The 21,253-nt window shown below is 61.3% G+C and carries 16 protein-coding genes; 15 read left to right on the forward strand and 1 reads right to left on the reverse strand.

What is annotated here, in order from left to right:
- Window positions 1-92 precede the first annotated feature (92 nt).
- From HU811_RS07100 to HU811_RS07165, 14 genes are all read left to right on the forward strand, one after another.
- Entirely contained in the window at window positions 93-539 is a 447-nt protein-coding gene (locus HU811_RS07100; RefSeq protein ID WP_186654914.1) for a DUF411 domain-containing protein, read from the forward strand.
- Complete coding sequence (locus HU811_RS07105) at window positions 539-973, forward strand: YqaA family protein (protein WP_186654915.1); 435 nt, start codon at window positions 539-541, stop codon at window positions 971-973. The genes HU811_RS07100 and HU811_RS07105 overlap by 1 nt, the downstream gene beginning before the upstream one ends.
- 86 nt (window positions 974-1,059) lie before the next feature.
- Complete coding sequence (locus HU811_RS07110; protein WP_186654916.1) at window positions 1,060-2,091, forward strand: alpha/beta fold hydrolase; 1,032 nt, start codon at window positions 1,060-1,062, stop codon at window positions 2,089-2,091.
- An 11-nt stretch (window positions 2,092-2,102) separates the two neighbouring features.
- On the forward strand, window positions 2,103-3,068 hold the full coding sequence (locus HU811_RS07115; RefSeq protein WP_092397884.1) for a D-2-hydroxyacid dehydrogenase family protein: 966 nt from the start codon (window positions 2,103-2,105) through the stop codon (window positions 3,066-3,068).
- Window positions 3,069-3,627: 559 nt separating this feature from the next.
- A complete protein-coding gene (glgA, locus tag HU811_RS07120; RefSeq protein ID WP_186654917.1) occupies window positions 3,628-5,199 on the forward strand; it encodes a glycogen synthase GlgA in 1,572 nt (523 codons plus the stop codon).
- A gap of 7 nt (window positions 5,200-5,206) precedes the next feature.
- Window positions 5,207-7,009, forward strand: a complete 1,803-nt coding sequence (gene treZ, locus HU811_RS07125; protein ID WP_186654919.1) for a malto-oligosyltrehalose trehalohydrolase — start codon at window positions 5,207-5,209, stop codon at window positions 7,007-7,009.
- Complete coding sequence (malQ, locus tag HU811_RS07130) at window positions 7,006-9,084, forward strand: 4-alpha-glucanotransferase (protein ID WP_186654921.1); 2,079 nt, start codon at window positions 7,006-7,008, stop codon at window positions 9,082-9,084. Before treZ ends, malQ begins: the two co-directional genes overlap by 4 nt.
- Window positions 9,081-11,867, forward strand: a complete 2,787-nt coding sequence (locus tag HU811_RS07135; RefSeq protein WP_186654923.1) for a malto-oligosyltrehalose synthase — start codon at window positions 9,081-9,083, stop codon at window positions 11,865-11,867. Before malQ ends, HU811_RS07135 begins: the two co-directional genes overlap by 4 nt.
- A gap of 20 nt (window positions 11,868-11,887) precedes the next feature.
- Complete coding sequence (locus HU811_RS07140) at window positions 11,888-12,232, forward strand: DUF2934 domain-containing protein (protein WP_186654925.1); 345 nt, start codon at window positions 11,888-11,890, stop codon at window positions 12,230-12,232.
- A gap of 209 nt (window positions 12,233-12,441) precedes the next feature.
- Window positions 12,442-14,601, forward strand: coding sequence for a glycogen debranching protein GlgX (gene glgX, locus HU811_RS07145; protein WP_186654928.1), 2,160 nt, complete (start codon window positions 12,442-12,444; stop codon window positions 14,599-14,601).
- A 247-nt stretch (window positions 14,602-14,848) separates the two neighbouring features.
- A complete protein-coding gene (locus tag HU811_RS07150; protein WP_186654929.1) occupies window positions 14,849-15,613 on the forward strand; it encodes a PIG-L deacetylase family protein in 765 nt (254 codons plus the stop codon).
- Between the two features lie 240 nt (window positions 15,614-15,853).
- On the forward strand, window positions 15,854-16,654 hold the full coding sequence (locus HU811_RS07155) for an endonuclease/exonuclease/phosphatase family protein (RefSeq protein WP_186654931.1): 801 nt from the start codon (window positions 15,854-15,856) through the stop codon (window positions 16,652-16,654).
- A 337-nt stretch (window positions 16,655-16,991) separates the two neighbouring features.
- The gene (locus HU811_RS07160; RefSeq protein WP_186654934.1) at window positions 16,992-17,906 is read left to right on the forward strand and encodes an autotransporter domain-containing protein; all 915 of its coding nucleotides are present in this window, start codon (window positions 16,992-16,994) and stop codon (window positions 17,904-17,906) included.
- A gap of 221 nt (window positions 17,907-18,127) precedes the next feature.
- Entirely contained in the window at window positions 18,128-19,753 is a 1,626-nt protein-coding gene (locus tag HU811_RS07165; protein ID WP_186654936.1) for an NADP-dependent glyceraldehyde-3-phosphate dehydrogenase, read from the forward strand.
- An 18-nt stretch (window positions 19,754-19,771) separates the two neighbouring features.
- Here the strand turns inward: HU811_RS07165 and HU811_RS07170 are convergent, their stop codons facing one another.
- Window positions 19,772-20,665, reverse strand: coding sequence for a DMT family transporter (locus HU811_RS07170; RefSeq protein ID WP_186654938.1), 894 nt, complete (start codon window positions 20,663-20,665; stop codon window positions 19,772-19,774).
- 134 nt (window positions 20,666-20,799) lie between these two features.
- On the opposite strand from HU811_RS07170, the gene HU811_RS07175 reads away from it, so the two are divergent.
- Complete coding sequence (locus tag HU811_RS07175; RefSeq protein WP_092397860.1) at window positions 20,800-21,237, forward strand: Lrp/AsnC family transcriptional regulator; 438 nt, start codon at window positions 20,800-20,802, stop codon at window positions 21,235-21,237.
- The last annotated feature ends 16 nt before the right edge of the window (window positions 21,238-21,253 follow it).

The following is a 21,253-nucleotide window of genomic DNA, read 5'->3' on the forward strand; positions in this document are numbered from 1 at the left end:
ACAATTCTGTAATCCCCCCCTCAGCCCACTGTCAGCGCACGCTCGCTACTCTGTTATCCTCCTCCCAAACTGTTCGACACGAGACTGTCCCTATGGCCAACCCCCTGCACCTGCTTGCCCTGAGCGCGCTTTTTGTCACCACTCTGGCCCAGGCCGCCGAACCGATCACCATTGACGTACACCGCGATGCCAATTGCGGTTGCTGTAAAAAATGGATTTCGCATCTGCAAGAAAACGGCTTCAAGGTCAACGACCATGTTGAAACCGACATGGGTTCAGTCAAACAGCGCCTGGGTGTGGCGCCAAACCTGCGCTCCTGCCACACCGCCCAGATCAATGGCAAATTCGTTGAGGGGCATGTCCCGGCCGACCAGGTCCTGGCGTTGAGCCAACGGGACGACCTGCTCGGTGTGGCCGCGCCTGGCATGCCCATGGGTTCGCCTGGTATGGAAACGGACGGCATGAGTGATGCGTATCAGGTGATTGGCCTGAAAAACGACGGGACTCAAACCGTGGTGGCGGATTACCCGGCCCACTGATGGGCGAGGCTTACATCGGCTTGTTCCTGGCGGCATTCGGTGCCGCCACCTTGTTACCGCTGCAATCCGAAGCACTGCTGGTTGGGCTGTTGCTCAGCGAACGCTATGAAGCCTGGCTGTTGCTGGGAGTCGCCACCGTGGGCAACGTACTGGGCTCGCTGGTGAACTGGTGGCTGGGCACACGCCTGGAGCAGTTCAAGGATCGGCGCTGGTTTCCGGTCAGTCCGGCCCATCTGGACAAGGCCCGCGTGCATTACCAGCGTTATGGGCGCTGGTCGCTGCTGCTCAGTTGGATGCCCATCATCGGCGATCCACTGACCTTGGTGGCGGGGGTGATGGGGGAGCCGTGGCGGCGCTTTGTGTTGATCGTGACCCTGGCCAAAGGGCTGCGTTATGGCGCACTCGCCCTCGCGACCCTGGGCTGGATGGGTTGAACGTTCGCGTCTTTGGGTTGCCTGTGGTTAATGTCGCCATAATCGGGCCACGCCAGGATCGGCCGGATGCCCAAAGGAGATTGCCCATGTCGCGTTCCACTGCTCGCTGGTTGCCCAGCCTGTTTCTGACGGCCGCCCTGCCGCTGCTCGCCCAGGCGGAAAACCCGCCTGAAGGCCCGGCCTATGGCCCGGAACTCCAAGGCTTCGAATACCCCTACACACTCAAGCACTTCCCCCTTCAGTCCCAGGGCCAATCATTGCAAATGGGCTACATGGACGTGCCGGCCCAGGGCGAGGTCAATGGTCGCACCGTGGTCCTGATGCACGGCAAGAACTTTTGCGCCGCCACCTGGGGCGACTCGATCAAGACCCTCAGCGAGGCCGGTTACCGGGTCATCGCCCCGGACCAGATCGGTTTCTGCACGTCCAGCAAGCCCGCTTATTACCAGTACAGCTTCCACCAACTGGCAACCAACACCCAGGCCCTGCTCAAGGCCCTCGGGGTGCAGAAAAGCATTGTGCTCGGCCACTCCACCGGCGGCATGCTCGCCACCCGTTATGCCTTGCAGTTTCCCGATCAGGTCGAGCGGCTGGCGATGGTCAACCCCATAGGCCTGGAGGACTGGAAAGCCCTCGGCGTGCCCTACCGTACCGTTGACCAGTGGTACGAGCGCGAACTGAAACTCAGCGCCGACGGTATCCGCAACTACGAGCGCAAAACCTACTACGGTGGCCGCTGGAAACCGGAGTTCGAGCGCTGGGTGGACATGCTCGCCGGGCTGAACAAGGGGCCGGGGCACACGCAAGTCGCGTGGAATTCGGCGCTGATCTACGACATGATCTTCACCCAGCCGGTCTACTACGAATTCAAGGACCTGAAGGTACCGACGCTGCTACTGATCGGCACATCCGACACCACCGCCATCGGCAGCGACATCGCGCCGCCGGCCGTGAAAGCCAAACTGGGTCGGTATGAAGTGCTGGGCAAGCAGGCCGCTGAACTGATTCCCCAGTCGACCCTGGTGGAGTTCGCCCATCTGGGGCATGCCCCACAGATGGAAGAGCCGGACCGGTTCCACCAGGCCTTGCTGGGCTGGCTGAACAAACCCATTCCCTGACGAGGTGTTCCATGGCGGTGCAAATAGCAGTCATCGATGATTGGCAGGACGTAGCGCGGGACGTGGTGGACTGGTCGGTGCTCGATAGCATCGGCCAGGTGACATTTATTCATGAGTACCCTGCCGAGCGCGACACGCTCGCCGCGCGCCTGCACCGCTTCGAAGTGATCTGCGTGATGCGTGAACGTACGCTCTTCGACGAAGGCCTGCTGCGCCGCCTGCCCAACCTCAAGCTGTTGCTCACCGGCGGCATGCGCAATGCCGCCCTGGACCTCAAGACAGCCGCCGAACTGGGTATCCAGGTATGCGGCACCGAAAGCTACAAACACGCCGCCCCCGAACTGACCTGGGCGCTGATCATGGCCCTGACCCGCAACCTGGTGCAGGAGGCCAATGCCTTGCGCGCCGGGCTATGGCAGCAAGGCTTGGGCGGCGACCTGCATGGCAAGACCCTGGCGATCCTCGGCTTGGGCAGCATCGGCACACGGGTAGCTCAGTTCGGTCAGGTCTTCGGCATGCGGGTAATCGCCTGGAGCCAGAACCTCACCGCCGAACGGGCCGCAGAAGTGGGTGTGACCTACGTGAGTAAACAGGAACTGTTCGAACAGGCTGACATTCTCTCCGTGCATCTGGTACTCAGCGAGCGCTCCCGCGGTTTGGTGGACGCCCAGGCGCTGGGCTGGATGAAACCCCAGGCGCTGTTGGTCAATACCGCACGCGGTCCAATCGTCGATGAAGCCGCCCTGATCGACGCCCTGCGCGCCAAACGCCTGGCCGGTGCCGCCCTGGACGTCTTCGCCGAGGAACCCTTGCCATCCGACCACCCGTTCCGATCCCTGGAAAATGTACTGGCCACACCGCACGTGGGTTACGTCACCCGGCACAATTATCAGAAGTTCTATTCCTTGATGATCGAAGACCTGCAAGCCTGGGCGGCCGGCAAACCGATCCGCCTGTTGACCCCCACTGGCGACTGAACACGTCCTAAGTGGGAGCAAGCCTGCTCCCACAGAAACAGCGCATTTCAGGGCCAATAATGGCCACTAAAACGCCTCTATTCCACCCGCCCCCTGATGGTGCGTCGCGCCATTGCATCGCGCACGCCGATGAAACACCCCCTTCCCCCATACACCCATTACGTTTCCAGAAACTGCACTTCGTCGGTGCGTATCCCCCTTTGTCGTGTAAGACATTGCCGCCAATAAAGCTGATTGTCGGACAATTCGACGAAGCGCGCCGCACCGCTCTAGGTTCTGACCTAGACTGCCCAACCGGGGAGAAAACCGACCGGTCGTCCAGACGAAAAAAAGTCGAAACTTTTCGCAACGGCGACGGGTCAGGTTAGAGGTAGGGCAACAACGGCTGGTGCAGTCCTTGCAAGTCCTTGAAGCAGCCCCTTCACCTGATTCGCTTAACCGCATTGGGCAGCGCTTTGCTTACCTTGCGTAGCGCTTGTGCGCCTGGCCGCAGGATTCGGCCAATGAAACAACAGCTCTGGCGCTTGCCGGAAACAGATCGAGAAAATGGGAGAAAGTTATGATCAGTGCTGCCTTGGAACCACAGCAAGTCCGTTCTCAACTTCCGCCGGCGACTGACTCGCCGACGGCACCGGTGCTGGCCACCGGCGGCAAGGCACTGCTCCCGGTCGTCAGGCAGAATCCCAATCGCAAGAAGGTATTGTTCGTCACCTCGGAAATTGCCGATCTGGTGAAAACCGGTGGCCTGGGCGACGTTTCTTCCGCCCTGCCCCGGGCCATGGCCGGCCTGCATGACGTACGGGTGCTGATCCCCGGTTACCCGCAGGTGATGAACAGCGGCAACCCGATCCACATCATCGGCGAACTGGGCGGCCACGCCGCGCTGCCGCCCTGCAAGATCGGGCGCATGGACATGGCCGACGGCCTGGTGATCTACGTACTGATCTGTCCGGAACTCTTTGCCCGCGAAGGCTCACCCTACGGGGCCAACAACGGTCGCGACTGGCCCGACAATCACATTCGCTTCGCCCGGCTGGGCCTGGCCGCGGCTGATATCGCCGCCAACCTCGCCCAAATCCACTGGTGCCCCGATCTGGTCCACGCCCATGACTGGCCGGCCGGTCTGGCGCCGGCCTACATGCACTGGCGCGGGCAACGCACGCCGACCCTGTTCACCATCCATAACCTGGCGTACCAGGGCGTGGTCAGCCTGGCCTCCTGCCCGGAGCTGGGTATCCCGGAGCACGCGTTGCAACAGGAAGGCATGGAGTTCTACGGCAAGTTGTCGTTCCTCAAGGCCGGCATGGCGTACTCCAGCCATATCACCACAGTCAGCGCCACCTACGCCCAGGAAATCACCACCCCGGCATTCGGCTGCGGGCTCGACGGTTTTCTCGCGGCCAAAACCCAGCAAGGCCTGCTCAGCGGCATTCCCAACGGCATCGATGAGAGTTGGGACGCGGCCACCGATACGCACTTGTTCCGTCAGTTCGCCATGGGTGACTGGGAAGGCAAAGCCGTGAATGCGGCTCATGTGCGTGAGCTGTTCGGTCTCGACGACTCCAGCGGCCCGCTGTTCGCCGTGGTTTCGCGCCTGGTGTACCAGAAAGGCCTGGACCTGACCGAAGCTGTCGCCGAGTTCATCGTCGAATCCGGTGGCCAGATCGCGATCATTGGTCGCGGCGAACCCGAAGAAGAGCAAGCCATGCGTGAACTGGCGCTGCGTTTTCCCGGACGAATCGGTGTACGCATCGGCTTCAACGAAACCGACGCGCGGCGGATGTTCGCCGGCAGCGACTTTCTGCTGATGCCTTCGCGCTACGAGCCCTGCGGCTTGAGCCAGATGTACGCCCAGCGCTTCGGCTCGCTGCCGGTGGCACGCAATACCGGCGGGCTGGCGGACACCATCGAAGACGGCATCACCGGTTTTCTGTTCGATGAGTCCACGGTTGAGAGCTACAAACAGGCCTTGAGCCGGGCCTTCAAGGTCTTCGAGTTCCCGGACCTGCTCAACGCCATGCGCTGCCGGGCCATGTCAGCGCCATTCAACTGGTGCAAGGCCGTGGAACCCTACGCCGAACTCTATGAACAGCTAGTGGCCAAGTCACTGGGTAAATCGGCCAGACAATGAGGTAACAATGCCGTCAAGGACGCCTGAAACCTGGACCCATGGCGCGGTCATGCTCGATGCCGAGCACACGCGCTTCGCTCTCTGGGCCCCGGATGCTTTTTTTGTGAGTGTCGAACTCGACACTGGAGATTCAATCCCGCTACTGCCCCAGGCCGATGGCTGGTTCATGATCCAGACCCGCTGTCCCGCCGGCACCCGCTATCGCTACAACATCGACGGCGAACTGGAAGTCCCCGACCCGGCGTCCCGCGCCCAGGCCGGTGACATTGACCGCCACAGCGTGGTGGTCGACCCTCATGCTTATTCATGGCGCCATACCCACTGGTCCGGGCGCCCCTGGCACGAAGCCGTGATCTATGAGTTGCACGTCGGCGCCCTCGGTGGTTTCCAAGGCGTCGAACAGCACCTGGCGCGCCTGGCTGGATTAGGGGTGACCGCCATCGAACTGATGCCGCTGTCGCAGTTTCCCGGGGACCGTAACTGGGGCTACGACGGTGTCCTGCCCTACGCTCCCCAGGCCTCCTACGGCACGCCCGAACAGCTCAAGCATTTGATCGACAGCGCCCATGGCCACGGGCTGGCGGTGATTGTCGATGTGGTTTACAACCATTTCGGCCCCGACGGCAATTATCTGCACCGGTACGCAAAAGGCTTCTTCCGCGAAGACAAGCACACCCCCTGGGGCGCGGCAATTGACTTCCGGCGCCGCGAGGTGCGGAACTTCTTTATCGACAATGCGCTGATGTGGCTGCTGGAATACCGTTTCGATGGCCTGCGCCTGGACGCCGTGCATGCGATCGAAGATCCGGATTTTCTCCAGGAGCTGGCCGCCAGGGTGCGCGAACAGATAGATCCGGTTCGGCATGTCTGGTTGACCGTGGAAAACGAACACAACCAGGCCAGCCTGCTGGAGCACGGCTATGACGCGCAATGGAACGATGACGGGCACAACGCCTTGCACGTACTGCTGACCGGCGAAACCGACGCCTATTATGCTGACTATGCCGAAGAGCCGACGGAACAATTGGCCCGCTGCCTCAGCCAGGGGTTTGTCTTCCAGGGCCATATCAACCGCCACGGCGAATCCCGGGGTGAACCCAGCGGCCACCTGCCGCCCAGCGCTTTCGTGCTGTTTCTGCAGAATCACGACCAGATTGGCAACCGGGCACTGGGTGAACGCCTGCACCAACTGGCCTCGCCTCAGGCCCTGCAAGCGGCGACGGTCTTGTTGCTGTTGTCGCCGATGATTCCGCTGCTGTTCATGGGCGATGAAGTCGCCGCCCGGCAACCCTTCCTGTTTTTCACCAGCCATCATGGCGAGCTGGCGGAGCTGGTGCGTGAAGGTCGGCGCAACGAGTTCAAGGCGTTCAGTGCCTTTGCCGACCCCGAAAAGCGAGAGCGCATCCCGGACCCTAACGCGGCCGATACCTTCGAGGTGTCACGGCCTGATCTGGAGGCGCAGCACGCTGAGCAACACGCCAGTGAAACACTCTATCGACAACTGCTGAAAATCCGCCGTGAAGCGATCGTCCCGCGCTTGCCCGGCGCCCAGGCCTTGGGCACCGAAGTGCTGGGCCATGGCGCAGTCAGCGCACGCTGGCGCATGGGCGACGGCAGCGTTTTGCGCATTGACCTGAACCTCAGCGATCAACCGGTCAAGCATACCGCTCAAGAAGAGGCCGAGATTCTTTTCGAACATCCGCAGCACGCCATGGGTCTGTTGCAGCAGGGGGCCTTGGCGCCCTACAGCGCGCTGGTCAGTCTGACGCAAGCGGCAAACTTGCCCAATATCACTGGAGAGCGCCTATGAGCGATGCGCAACTGGAAATTCTCGCCGGCCGAGCGGGCCTGGCGGTGGACTGGATCGACGCCAACGGCCGGGCGCAAAAAGTCTCGCCCGCCGTCTTGCGTTCAGTCCTCATCGGTCTGGGCCATCCAGCCGGGACCGCCCAGGAAATCGACGCCAGCCTGCTGCAATTGCAGCAGGATCAACAGAATCATCAATTACCACCGCTGATCACCGCCGATGTCGGCGTCAGCGTGGATCTGAGCCGCTACTTCGAAGCCGCCACGCCCTGCGAAATCCAGCTCGAGGATGGCGCCACACTGAACCTGAACCTCGACGCCGACGCCAGGCTGCCGGGGATGGTCCCGGTGGGTTACCAGCACGTCAGCATCCAGGACCAGCATTTCACCCTGGCGGTCGCGCCAGCACATTGCTATAGCGTGGCCGATGCCGTGGATGATCCGACGCCCCGCGCTTGGGGCCTGAGCGCGCAGTTATATGCGCTGCGCCGCCCCGGCGACGGAGGTTTCGGTGACACCCAGGCCCTGGAAGAGCTGGTACGGGTCGCCGGCGAGCGCGGTGCCGACGCCCTGGCGATCAGCCCGATGCACGCGATGTTCAGCAGTGACACCGGTCGTTACAGCCCCTATTCACCGTCCAGCCGGCTCTTTCTCAACAGCCTCTATGCCGCGCCGGGCACCGTTCTCGGCGAACGCGCGCTGCGCGCGGCTATTGACGCCACCGGCCTGACCAACCAACTGCGCAACCTGGAAGAACAACCACTGGTGGATTGGCCCGTGGCGGCCCAGGCCAAGCAGAAAATCCTGCGCGCCCTGTACGACGGCTTCAGCCAGGGCGAGCACCCATTGCATGAGGATTTCAGCAGTTTCCGCCACACCAGCGGCGAACCCCTGGAGAATCATTGCCGCTTCGAAGCCCTGCAGGCCGAACGCGCGGCTCGGGGAGAAAGCCTGGACTGGCGCCATTGGCCCGAAGAATGGCGCAACCCGCGGAGTTCGACGCTGGCGCATTTTGCTGAGGAGAACGCCGACGAAATCGGTTTCTACGCATTTTGTCAGTGGCTGATTACCCGATGCCTGGAGCGCGTCCAGAGCGCGGCTAAATCCAGCGGCATGGGCATTGGCCTGATCGCTGACCTGGCCGTAGGCGCCGATGGTGGAGGCAGCCAGGCCTGGAGTCGGCAGGATGAACTGCTCGCCTCGTTGACCGTGGGCGCACCGCCGGACATCCTCAACCGCTCCGGCCAAGGCTGGGGCATCTCGGCATTCTCGCCGGAGGGGTTGGTACGCAATGGTTTTCGCGCGTTCATTGAGATGCTGCGGGCCAACTTCGCCCACGCCGGCGGCTTGCGCATCGATCATGTGATGGGCTTGCAACGCCTGTGGGTGATCCCCAACGACGCCCCGCCCAGCGATGGTGCCTACCTTTATTATCCGGTGGACGACCTGCTGCGCCTGCTGGCCCTTGAATCCCATCGCCATCAGGCCATCGTACTGGGCGAAGACCTCGGCACCGTGCCCGAGGGTCTTCGCGAGAAGCTCAGCGCCCGGTCGATCCTCGGCATGCGCGTGCTGTTGTTCGAGCAGGACAATACCCACTTCAAGCCCATCCTCGACTGGCCGGACAATGCCCTGGCCACGACCAGTACCCATGACTTGCCGACCCTCAATGGCTGGTGGCACGGCCATGATATCGACTGGAACGCCCGGCTGGACCTGATCGACTCCCACACCGAGATGGACTGGCGCAAACACCGCGCACGTGAACGCGAAGGCCTGAGCAATGTGTTGAATCAGGACCCGCAGAACTTTCGTGAAGAACACCAGGATACCGACGAGATACTCGACGCCAGTGTGCGTTTCCTCGGCCACACCCGTGCACCGCTGGTGTTGCTGCCGCTCGAAGACGCCCTGGGCATCGACGAGCAGGCCAATCTGCCTGGCACCACCGATACCCACCCCAACTGGCGGCGTCGCCTGGCGTGTGACAGCCAGGTGCTGCTGGATGACCCGGGCGCCGCCCGGCGTCTGGAAGTACTCGCCTGCGCACGGCTTCAGGCGAACGAGCGTGACCGATGAATCAGACGTTGATCCAACCATTGCGGGCGACCCTTCGCCTGCAGTTTCATAAAGGCTTCACCCTGGACGATGCCATCCCCCAGGTGCCGTACTTCGCATCGTTGGGCATCAGCCATATTTATGCCTCGCCACTGCTCAAAGCCCGCGCCGGCTCCATGCACGGCTACGATGTGGTCGATCCGACCCAGGTGAACCCGGAACTGGGCGGTGAAGCCGCGCTTCGACGCCTGGTCGCCACCCTGCGTGAGCACCGGATGGGTTTGATCCTCGATGTCGTGTCCAACCACATGGCCGTCGGCGGCAATGACAATCCCTGGTGGCAGGACCTGCTGGAATGGGGACGCTTGAGCCCCTTCGGCGAGTTTTTCGATATCCAGTGGCATTCTCCCGACCCCTTGATGGAAGGCCAACTGTTGCTGCCATTTTTAGGCAGCGACTACGGGGTGGCCTTGCAGGAAGGCACGCTCACGTTACGCTTCGATGCCACGCAAGGCAGCTTCCTGGCCGAGCATTACGAGCATCACTTCCCTATCTGCCCCATGCAGTACGGCGAATTACTCAAACCTGCCGAAACGCTGCCATCCGAACAGGCCGAATCCCTCAGGGCGTTGGCCGAGCGTTTTACCACGTTGAACTACCAGACTGACGCCCATACCCTGGCCCGACCGCTGCAGCAGCAATTGCAAGAGTTGGTCTGCCAGCCGGGTATCCAGGCCACCATTGAAGAGAACTTGCGCACCTACGACTCCCGGCAACCCGAGGGATTCGAGCGTCTGCATCAGTTGCTGGAGCGCCAGAGTTACCGGCTCGCCAGTTGGCGCACGGCGGCGGACGACATCAACTGGCGGCGCTTTTTCGACGTCAATGAGCTGGGAGGCCTACGGGTCGAGCGCCCAGCCGTGTTCGAAGCTACCCACGCCAAAATTTTCGAATTGATCGCCGAAGGGCTGGTGGACGGCTTGCGGATCGACCACATCGACGGTCTGGCCGATCCTCGCGGCTACTGCCGAAAATTGCGCAGGCGTCTTGATTCGCTTTCACCCTCGCGGCACCTGCCCATTTTCATTGAAAAAATTCTCGGCGATGGCGAGAGCCTGCGTCAGGACTGGAACATCGACGGCAGTACCGGTTATGAGTTCATGAACCAGATCTCGTTGCTGCAACATGACCCGGCCGGTGCCGAGCCCCTTGCCGAGTTCTGGAGTCGACACAGCGAGCGACCGGCGCACTTCATCGAAGAAGCCCGTCTGGCCCGTCAACAGATTCTCAATGGTTCCCTGGCCGGAGACTTCGAAAGCGTCGCCCAGGCCTTGTTGCAAGTCGCGCGGGACGACGTGATGACCCGTGACCTGACCCTCGGCGCCATTCGCCGCGCGTTACAGGAACTGATCGTGCACTTCCCGGTGTACCGCACCTACATCAACCCGCTGGGCCGTTGTGGCGAAGACGATGTGTTTTTCCGTCAAGCCCTGGAAGGCGCCCGACAAACCCTCAGCGAAGCCGACTGGCCGGTGCTCGACTACCTGGCCGACTGGCTCGGCGGGATGCGCTGGCGGGATCGCCCGCGGGGCAGTCAGCGCAAACGGCTGCGCCATGCTTGCGTGCGCTTCCAGCAACTGACCTCGCCCGCCGCCGCCAAGGCCGTGGAAGATACGGCGCTTTATCGTTCGGCAGTGCTGCTGTCGCGCAATGACGTGGGCTACAACACCGAACGGTTCAGCGCCCCGCCGCAAGCGTTTCATTACGCCTGCCTCGAGCGACTGGAGCACTTCCCTGACAACCTGATGACTACCGCCACCCATGACCATAAGCGCGGCGAAGACACCAGGGCGCGACTGGCGGTCATCAGCGAACGAGCTGATTGGTACATGGCGTGCGTAGACCAATGGCGCATTCTTGCGCCCTCGCTGCACAGCGACCCCGCCGCTCCTTCAGCCGGTGATGAATTGATTCTGTACCAGGCACTACTGGGAAGTTGGCCGCTAGACTTGGATGTGCACGACCACACGGCACTGGCCGATTACAACGAGCGCATGTGGCAATGGCAACGCAAGGCTTTACGCGAAGCCAAGTTGCAAAGCAGTTGGTCGGCCGTCAACGACGCTTATGAGCAGGCGACCCAGCTCTTCCTGGAACGGCTGTTGCTCGGTGATGAGGGGCTGCCCCTGCGCAATGCCCTCGCCGAGGCGGTCCAGGTCATCGCCCCGGCGGGGGCCCTCAACAGTTTGGCGCAAACCTTGCTGCGCATGACTGTCCCTGGTGTACCGGACCTGTACCAGGGTAATGAGTTCTGGGATTTCAGCCTGGTGGATCCGGACAACCGCCGCCCAGTGGATTTCCTGGCGCGCCGCGAGGCGATGCAAACACCAGGCACCCCGGCGGAACTGGTAGGCACCTGGCGCGATGGCAGGATCAAACAAGCGTTGATCGCCAGGACACTGGCCGTGCGCACCGAACACCTGCCACTGTTCCAGCAAGGTCGCTATCAGCCACTGCAAGTGGTTGGCGCGCAGGCCGAACGGGTCCTGGCCTTTATGCGCGAGCATGAGCAACAACGGGCAATCATAGTGGTACCGATCCATGCAGCCAGCCTGCTGGAAAACGGTGCCGTGCCGCTGGTGGCTGCATCGGACTGGGGCGACACCCGCGTATCACTACCGTTTGCCCGTGGGGATGAAAAACTGAAGGGACTTTTTTCCAGCGCGGCAGTCACACCCCAAAGGGAGCTGATGGTCAGCGACGCACTGGGGGATTTCCCGGTCAATGTCTTTATCCAAACTTGAGTTCAGTCAGGAGCACTGCGATGAGTACCGACGATAAACGCATTCGTGAATTCGCCTATCAGATCTGGGAGTCCGAGGGTAAGCCCGCCGGGCAGGAAAAACGCCACTGGGAGATGGCCCGCAAACTTGCCGAAGCCGAAGCCCTGGCACCGAGCAAGCCCGCCAAAGCGGCCGGCAAACCAGCGGTCAGCAAGACGGATGGCCTGAAGTCTGGCGCTGCCAAGAGCAGCGCCGCCACCAAGACCGCCCCGAAAAGCACTACGCCCAAGGCCAAGCCTGCGGCCAAACCTGCCGCTGTCAGCACCGCGGCGGAAAAACCTGTGGAGAAAAAGCCACGAGCGGCGCGCAAGCCGCCGGCTAACTGATCCATTCCTGACATCCGCCTCAAGGGCATGCGCCCCCGTTCTGACAAGGGCGCGTGCTGACGCCACACCGGGCCGACGCCTGGATGCGCGGTGTCCATCAATGGTGCCGCTAGGCGGCACAGCGGGAGCAAGCTGCCTCGCCACAGTGAAACGAATAGATTTTAAGTGAACAGCATTGCCGTATCTGTCTGTCTTTTGCAGGAGCAACTATGACCCATCCAAAAAACACTACGCCGCCGCCCGTTATCGAGGCTTCGCGGATTCGTGAAGGGCTGCCTTTCCCGCTGGGTGCGACGTGGGATGGCCTGGGGGTCAATTTCGCGCTGTTCTCAGCGAACGCCACCAAGGTTGAACTGTGTATTTTCGATGATACCGGCGAAGTCGAGCTCGAGCGTATCGAGCTGCCGGAGTACACCGACGAGATTTACCACGGCTATCTGCCTGACGCCCACCCGGGGATGATCTATGGCTACCGGGTCTATGGCGCTTACGACCCGGAGAATGGCCACCGCTTCAACCCCAACAAACTGCTGATCGACCCCTACGCCAAGCAATTGGTCGGCCAGTTGAAGTGGTCCGAGGCACTGTTTGGCTACACCATCGGCCACCCGGATGGCGACCTGAGTTTCGATGAGCGCGACAGCGCGCCCTTTGTACCCAAATGCAAAGTCATCGACCCGGCCCATACCTGGGGCAACGACCAGCGCGTCAGTGTGCCGTGGGACAAGACCATCCTGTACGAAACCCATGTTCGCGGTATCAGCATGCGTCACCCCTCGGTACCGGAAAACCTGCGAGGCACCTTCGCCGGATTGATGGTGGACGATGTGCTCGAGCACATCCGCAAGCTGGGTGTTTCATCGGTGGAGCTGCTGCCCGTCCACGCGTTCGTCAATGACCAGCACCTGTTGCACAAGGGCATGACCAACTACTGGGGCTACAACAGCATTGCCTTCTTCGCCCCAGACCCGCGTTACCTGGCCAGCGGCAAAATCGCCGAATTCAAGGAGATGGTTGCGCACCTGCACGAGGCCAACCTGGAAGTCATCCTCGACGTGGTCTACAACCACACCGCTGAAGGCAACGAGCAAGGCCCTACCCTGTCCATGCGCGGCATCGACAATGCCTCGTACTACCGGCTGATGCCGGATGACAAACGCTACTACATCAACGATTCCGGCACCGGCAACACCTTGGACCTGAGTCACCCGTGCGTGCTGCAGATGGTCACCGACTCCCTGCGCTACTGGGCCACGGAAATGCATGTCGACGGCTTCCGTTTCGACCTGGCGACTATTCTGGGTCGATACCACGATGGCTTCGATGAGCGCCACAGCTTCCTCGTCGCCTGTCGCCAGGACCCGGTGTTGCGCCAAGTGAAAATGATCGCCGAGCCGTGGGATTGCGGCCCTGGTGGTTATCAGGTCGGTGGGTTCCCGCCAGGCTGGGTGGAGTGGAACGACAAATTCCGCGACACCGTGCGCGCATTCTGGAAAGGCGACGACGGCCAACTCGCCGACTTTGCCAGCCGCATGACGGCCTCCGGCGAGATGTTCAACCAGCGCGGTCGTCGTCCATACGCCTCGGTGAACTTCGTAACGGCCCACGACGGTTTTACCCTGCACGACCTGGTGTCGTACAACGACAAACACAATGAAGCCAACGACGAAAACAATCAGGACGGCAGCAACAACAACCTGTCCTGGAACCATGGCGTCGAAGGCCCGACAGACGATCCTGAGATCAATGAACTGCGTCAGCGGCAGATGCGCAACTTCTTTGCGACCTTGCTGTTGGCCCAGGGCACGCCGATGATCGTCGCTGGCGATGAATTCGCCCGGACCCAGCACGGCAACAACAACGCCTATTGCCAGGACAGCGAGATCGGCTGGGTCAATTGGGACCTGAGCGAGGATGGCGAGGCGCTGCTCAAGTTCGTCAAGCGCCTGATCAAACTGCGCCTGACCTACCCGATCCTGCGGCGCGGGCGGTTCCTGGTGGGCAATTACAACGAAGACCTGGGCGTCAAGGATGTCACCTGGCTGGCCCCCGATGGCAGCGAGATGACCACCGAGCAATGGCACGATAGCCACGGTCGGTGCCTGGGCATGCTGATGGACGGGCGCGCCCAGGAAACCGGCATTCGTCGCAAGGGTGGCAACGCGACCCTGCTTCTGGTGGTCAATGCCCATCACGACATCGTCAACTTCCGCCTGCCGGAAGTGCCCGAAGGCAGTTTCTGGACATGCATGGTCGACACTAACCAGCCGAAGGTGCGTGGCCAGGAGCGTTTCGATTTTGACTACGAATATTCCGTCACAGGCCGCTCGCTATTGTTGTTCGAGTTGCAGCGTGAGGAGGAGGAATGAACCTTCGATAGACGGGTGAAAAAACACAACCGCAGGGACGCGGTTGTTCACCCGCTCAGTCTCCACGCAGAAAAACAGCATTCGCAACAACATGGGGCGCGACGAATCGCCCAACATGATCAATACTTGTCGAGCGGTAGATTCCAGGATCGGAACATCGCAGCTCGCAGTCAGGCCCTGGTGGGCACCACCAGGCAATCGGCCCGATGCATGGCTGAAAGATTGAATACAAACAGGGACGTCTCTCATGAAACTCGCTTCTCGCTTGCCAGGTCGACAGCATCCGCAAATATGGAACAGCGCCCCCCAGCTGGCCGACATTCCCATTATCAGTACCCAGACCCTCACTCCCGCTGGCGCTCGCGCCGTGATCCTTGCTCCGCATCCGGGTGATGAGGTCGGCGCCTGTGGCGGTCTGCTCCAGTTACTGAGCAATCTGGGTCATCCCATCTTGCTGATCTCGGTCACCGACGGCAGCATCAGCCATCCCGGCTCACCGCTGTGGACCGATGAGCGCCAGCATGCCTACCGCCCCCATCCCCAGGAAAGCGTGGACGCCCTGCATCGCCTGGGGGTATCGGCCCGTGGCATGCAATGGGTGCGCGGTGGTTTCCCGGAAAAAAGCCTCGCCGAACATGAGGCCCAACTGAGCACTTTCATCGCTCGGTACTTGAAGCCCGGAGACGTTGTGTTCAGTACCTGGCGCAAGGATGGTGACAGCGACCATGATGCCGTTGGCCGCGCCGGAGCCCTGGCCGCCGAAAGCATCGAGGCCGTGTTCATTGAGTTGCCGGTGTGGGCCTGGCACTGGCCGCTCCGTGAGCAAAACAAAATCCCTTGGCACCGGGCCCGCAAGCTGCGCCTGGATATCTGGACCACCGCCCGCAAACGCCACGCCATGCACGCCTATGCCAGCCAGCTCAACGGCGAACCCGCCAACGGCATCGCACCGCTGGTGCCACGGGTGATTCTCGATCGCATGGGTTTGCCTTATGAGATTGTGTTCATCTGACCACCGCGCCGTTGTGGGCTTGCTCACGAAAACGGCGGCACATGCAACGTCTTCTGTGGGAGCAAAGCTTGCTCGCGATAGCGGTGAGTCAGTTTGCATCAATGTTGAATGAACCTAAGTCATCGCGAGCAAGCGGTGCTCCCACAGTGGCGAGGTGGTTGACTCGGCAACGGGAAAAATCCGGAACTGCGCCAGCCCCCAAAAGTCGCATGAACAGGTACGTCTGATTCAGGAGTGAACGTGACTGGCGATCCCAACCGGCATGCCGCCAAATCAACGCCTTTGGACACGCCCGCAGCGGTCCATCGGCTACGGGTTCTGACGGTCAATACCCACAAGGGTTTTACCGCCCTCAACCGTCGTTTCATACTGCCCGAGCTGCGTGAAGCGGTACGCAGCACCGGTGCCGATCTGGTGTTCCTGCAGGAAGTGCTGGGCGAACACGACCGCCACGCTTCGCGCTACGAGAACTGGCCGCAAATGTCCCAGTACGAATTCCTCGCCGACAGCATGTGGAGCGATTTTGCATACGGTCGTAACGCGGTGTATCCCGATGGCCATCATGGCAATGCATTGCTGTCCAAATACCCGATCCGTGAGTTTCGTAACCTCGACGTCTCCATCACCGGTCCCGAGCGACGCGGGCTGCTGCATTGCGTGCTGGACGTTCCGGGTCATGCCGAAGTCCACGGCATCTGCGTGCACCTGAGCCTTCTGGAAAGCCATCGCCAATTGCAGCTCAAGTTGCTCTGCCAACTGCTGGATTCGTTGCCCGAAGACGCCCCGGTGATCATCGCCGGTGATTTCAACGATTGGCAGTTGCGCGGCAATACTGCCCTCGCCCGTCGCCAATACCTGCACGAAGCCTTCGAACACCACCACGGTCGTCCGGCGCGGACCTACCCGGCCCGTTTCCCTCTCCTGCGCCTGGACCGCATTTACCTGCGCAACGCCACCAGCCATGCCCCGCAGATCCTGGGCAACAAACCCTGGACACACCTGAGCGATCACCTGCCGCTTTGCGTGGAGGTGCATTTGTGACGCTGATGCTGCGCAACATCTGGCGTACCGGGAGTCGGTGAACCAGAGGGGTTGAAACGGTTGCTTGACGTCAATTCACTGATCTTAATAAACGAAAAAAATCAGTTATTTATTGGCACTGATTTCAGTTTGCCATTCATCGTTCATTTTCTTGACGCGACGGCACCGGTCTTCTTGACTACAACGTACTACCCCCGGAAATACAGTCAGGGGCAAGCCTCGGAACCCCGCTACAGCGGACCGCCCGAGGCATGCCTCAATCCATTCGGTCGCCCCTCGTTCGGGGTAGGAGAGACGCCATAAGCGAGAAACGCATGCGATTGCAAGGCAGGCCCCCATGAAAACTTCCCTCCGTCCACAAGAGATCACTACCACTTTCTACACAATCTCGACTTCGTTGTTGCTGTGTTCGTCCATGGAGGTGTGGGCCTGGCCCGCCGAGCAGACGTCGCAACCCTGGTATGACCGAACACAGGCCGACAGCCAGGGCGTCGCATCCATAAACACTGATCCCACCTCCAGCAAGAGCCCCGCCCTCTTTACCTTGCGAAACGACAGCGGCCATACCCAACGCGTGGGGCTGATCAGTGGACAGAATCAGGTCATCACCCGCGTCGATGGCACGCTGGTGACACCGGCCATGGCCGAGCCCGGCAAAGAAGCACTGAACCTGCAAGGCACCCATCTGGGCGCGTACTGGAGCCTGACCGGTCCGGCAGGCTGGCATGTGGACCTGAGTGCCAGCGGCGGGCGGGTCAACGGTTACAGCCGCACCGAACAAGGCCAGCGTCAGGCCGCTGAAGGCAATGCCGTCACGTTGTCGGTCGAAGGCGGTTTTCCCATCGGTATCAGCGACCATTGGGTGGTCGAACCCCAGGCGCAACTGATCAACCAGCGCATCACCCTCGACAGCCCCAATGCCGAGAACGGCTCCGGTAACGAACTGAGCACCTGGAGCGGGCGCGTCGGGGCACGCCTCAAAGGGACGTATCAGGTCAACGGCCTGGGCGTGGAACCCTACGTGCGTACCAACCTTTGGCACACGGTCCAGAGTGCCGACACCTTGACCCTGGACAAAGTCGACAAGATCAGCAGCAGCCGCAAATCCTCCACCGTCGAGGTAGGGCTGGGGTTGGTGGCGCGGGTTACACCGGTGGTGAGCCTCTACATCAGCGCTGACTACAGCAGCGACGTCGACGACAACGACCTCAACGGGCTGATCGGCAGCCTGGGAGTACGGATGCGTTGGTAAACCCTCGCTTCAGGGCGGGTCGCAGCCAGGTGCTGGCGGCTCGCCATGCCAAACGGCAATGAGTCCAGCCTGCCCGCCTCCATACTTCCCTGACGCCGATAAAATCCTGTCCCTCGCCCCCCGGCACTTAAAAAGCACCGCCATTTGGGCGTATAACCCTAAAAGCGATTTACGCCTGCAAGCCGTCAGCCCATGGCTCATTTCATTGATGGAGTAACGACATGACCCAAGCCAACCTCTTCGCCAACCTGTTTCCCAGCGCTGCCGATGTTCCGCAGGCCTACCGCCTCGAGGGACAGATCGAGCAGCGCGAATACCTGATCGATGGCGTGCTGCAAACCTGGCAAGGGCCGCTGGCAGTTGTTCGCAGCCCGGTCTACCTAGCAGGCCCGCAGGGGGACGAGCAAGTGATACTGGGCAGCACACCACTGCTGGATGCTCAGACCGCACTCACCGCCCTGGATGCAGCCGTGCGCGCGTATGACCGCGGCCAGGGCCAGTGGCCAACGATGCGCGTTGCTGAACGCATCCGCCATGTGGAGGCTTTCCTGGCGCGCATGCGTGAGCAACGCGAGGTGGTAGTCAAACTGCTGATGTGGGAAATCGGCAAGAACCTCAAGGACTCCCAAAAAGAATTCGACCGCACCTGCGATTACATCGTTGACACCATCAACGCCCTCAAGGAACTGGACCGCCGCTCCAGCCGCTTCGAGCTGGAACAGGATACGCTCGGGCAGATCCGTCGCGTGCCGCTGGGCGTGGCCTTGTGCATGGGACCCTACAACTATCCGCTGAACGAAACGTTCACCACGTTGATTCCGGCATTGATCATGGGCAATACCGTGGTGTTCAAGCCGGCCAAGCTCGGCGTACTGCTGGTGCGGCCGCTGCTGGAAGCGTTTCGCGACAGCTTCCCGGCCGGTGTGATCAATGTGATTTACGGCAGCGGCCGGGAAACTGTCAGCGCGCTGATGGCCAGCGGCAAGATCGACATCTTTGCCTTCATCGGCACCAACAAAGCGGCCAGCGATCTGAAAAAACTCCATCCGCGCCCGCACCGTTTGCGTGCCGCCCTGGGCCTGGACGCCAAGAACCCCGGCTTGGTGCTGCCGGATGTGGATCTGGACAACGCCGTCAGCGAGGCGCTGACCGGCTCGCTGTCCTTCAATGGCCAGCGCTGCACAGCGCTGAAAATCCTGTTTGTCCACGAAGACCTGGCACCGGCATTTATCGAGAAATTCAACGCCGGGCTGGCCGCCCTGAAACCTGGCATGCCGTGGGAAGACGGTGTGGCACTGACACCGTTGCCCGAGGCGGGCAAGGTCGATTATCTGCATGCGCTGGTGGCCGATGCCGTCGCCAAAGGCGCAGAGGTGACAAATAAACACGGTGGCGAATCCCGCGGCTCATTCTTCTATCCGGCCGTGCTCTATCCGGTGAACACTGCAATGCGGGTCTACCACGAAGAACAGTTCGGCCCGGTCGTCCCCATCGTGCCGTACCGCGACCTCAATACCGTGGTCGATTACGTGCTTGAGTCCGATTTCGGCCAACAGCTGAGCATCTTCGGCAACAACCCGGCCGAAGTCGGCAAACTGGTGGACATCTTCGCCAACCAGGTCGGACGCATCAACATCAACGCCCAATGCCAGCGAGGCCCGGACACGTTCCCGTTCAATGGCCGGAAAAACTCGGCCGAGGGCACGTTGTCGGTCCACGATGCGCTGCGCACCTTTTCGATCCGCACGCTGGTGGCGACCAAGTTCCAGGACAGCAACAAGACGCTGATCAGCGACATCATCCGCGGGCGGGACTCTAACTTCCTGACCACCGACTACATCTTCTGACCCGCGCCGAAGGATGGGTTATGGCAGGGCTGGACGGCGCACCTTGATGCCCCAGCCCTGCTGCATGCCGGCTGCCGCCAGCAGGATCGCTGCCACACCCAGCCACTGCAGCAACTCGAGGCGATGACCGAAGGCGAACCAGTCGACGAAAATCGCCGCGATCGGGTAGATGAACGACAACGCGCCGGTCACTGCGGTGGGTAGCCGTTGAATCGCGCTGTATAACAACACGTACATCACGCCGGTATGAACCATGCCCAGGGTTACCAGGCTAGCCCAGGCCTCAGGCTGCTGAGGCAACGCCGAAAAGTTCGCCCAAGGTGCCAACAGCAACACACCGGTGCTGACCTGGATCAGCGCGATCAAGTGCGGCGGTGTCCCGGTCAGATGTTTGATGATCAACGCCGCAATGGCGTACAGCAAGGCAGCGCCCAGCGCCAGAGCGATACCCGTCAGATAGTCTCCGCCCCCCTGCCCTTGCTCACCGTGGGCGCTGACGATGGCCAACATGCCGAGGAACGACACCGCCAGCCAGAACAGCTTTTGGGCGGTGATTTTTTCCCCCAGCAACAACGCTGCCAACCCCACCAGCATGAACGGCTGAACGTTGTACACCGCTGTACCGATGGCAATCGAGGCGCGGGAGTACGAAGCAAACAGCAGCACCCAGTTGCCCACGATCGCCACGCCACTGAGCACCGCCAGCAGGAAGGTGATGCGCGTCAGGATACCCGGACGCAAGAAGCCGAAACCGGCGCAAATCAGCAGCAAGGTCGCAGCACCGAACACGCAGCGCCAGAACACCACGTCCAGCACCGGCACACCGGAAATCAGCACGAACCAGCCTATGGTTCCGGAAATCAACATGGCGGTGGTCATTTCCAGCGAACCGCGACGTAAGGTCTTGTCCATCTTCAGGCTCCTTCAGCAAGTGGGCACAGTATGCCGAGCCGAAGGGGCGATCCTCCATGGCAGGAAAAAGGCTAAACTGGCTTTTGACCTTTTTTATCAAGGCAACTTCGGACATTGGCCTAACGGAGTGGAAAATGACTGACGACATCGACCAGATCCTCATCAGCGCCCTGATGGAGGACTCCCGACGTTCCCTCAAGGCCCTGGCAAACTTGAGCGGCCTGTCCTCCCCCAGCGTCGCCGAGCGCCTTCGCAGGCTCGAAGAGCGCGGCGTGCTCAGGGCATACACCGTTGAAGTGGACCCCAAGTGCTTCGGCTACCAACTCCAGGCGATTGTGCGTATTCGCCCGCTACCGGGGCAGTTGCAGGAAGTGGAACGGCAGATCCAGGCCATCGCTGAATTTACCGAATGTGACAAGGTCACCGGCGAGGACTGCTTCATCGCCCGCCTGCATGTGCGCTCGATGGAACAACTGGACACGTTGCTGGACAAGCTCAATGTTCTGGCAGAAACCAATACCGCTATCGTCAAGAAGACCCCGGTCAAGCGGCGACTGCCGCCCATGGCATGAGCCTGCCCCCCCCCCC

Source organism: Pseudomonas tehranensis, from assembly GCF_014268615.1.
GTDB lineage: Bacteria > Pseudomonadota > Gammaproteobacteria > Pseudomonadales > Pseudomonadaceae > Aquipseudomonas > Aquipseudomonas tehranensis.

Excerpts from the sequence above, each read along its gene's own strand:
- HU811_RS07110 (WP_186654916.1), top strand. The coding sequence starts at position 1,060 with ATGTCGCGTTCCACTGCTCGCTGGTTGCCCAGCCTGTTTCTGACGGCC.
- HU811_RS07140 (WP_186654925.1), top strand. The coding sequence starts at position 11,888 with ATGAGTACCGACGATAAACGCATTCGTGAATTCGCCTATCAGATCTGG.
- malQ (WP_186654921.1), top strand. The coding sequence starts at position 7,006 with ATGAGCGATGCGCAACTGGAAATTCTCGCCGGCCGAGCGGGCCTGGCG.
- HU811_RS07135 (WP_186654923.1), top strand. The coding sequence starts at position 9,081 with ATGAATCAGACGTTGATCCAACCATTGCGGGCGACCCTTCGCCTGCAG.
- HU811_RS07115 (WP_092397884.1), top strand. The coding sequence starts at position 2,103 with ATGGCGGTGCAAATAGCAGTCATCGATGATTGGCAGGACGTAGCGCGG.
- HU811_RS07165 (WP_186654936.1), top strand. The coding sequence starts at position 18,128 with ATGACCCAAGCCAACCTCTTCGCCAACCTGTTTCCCAGCGCTGCCGAT.
- HU811_RS07150 (WP_186654929.1), top strand. The coding sequence starts at position 14,849 with ATGAAACTCGCTTCTCGCTTGCCAGGTCGACAGCATCCGCAAATATGG.
- HU811_RS07105 (WP_186654915.1), top strand. The coding sequence starts at position 539 with ATGGGCGAGGCTTACATCGGCTTGTTCCTGGCGGCATTCGGTGCCGCC.
- HU811_RS07160 (WP_186654934.1), top strand. The coding sequence starts at position 16,992 with ATGAAAACTTCCCTCCGTCCACAAGAGATCACTACCACTTTCTACACA.
- treZ (WP_186654919.1), top strand. The coding sequence starts at position 5,207 with ATGCCGTCAAGGACGCCTGAAACCTGGACCCATGGCGCGGTCATGCTC.
- HU811_RS07100 (WP_186654914.1), top strand. The coding sequence starts at position 93 with ATGGCCAACCCCCTGCACCTGCTTGCCCTGAGCGCGCTTTTTGTCACC.
- glgX (WP_186654928.1), top strand. The coding sequence starts at position 12,442 with ATGACCCATCCAAAAAACACTACGCCGCCGCCCGTTATCGAGGCTTCG.
- HU811_RS07175 (WP_092397860.1), top strand. The coding sequence starts at position 20,800 with ATGACTGACGACATCGACCAGATCCTCATCAGCGCCCTGATGGAGGAC.
- glgA (WP_186654917.1), top strand. The coding sequence starts at position 3,628 with ATGATCAGTGCTGCCTTGGAACCACAGCAAGTCCGTTCTCAACTTCCG.
- HU811_RS07170 (WP_186654938.1), bottom strand. The coding sequence starts at position 20,665 with ATGGACAAGACCTTACGTCGCGGTTCGCTGGAAATGACCACCGCCATG.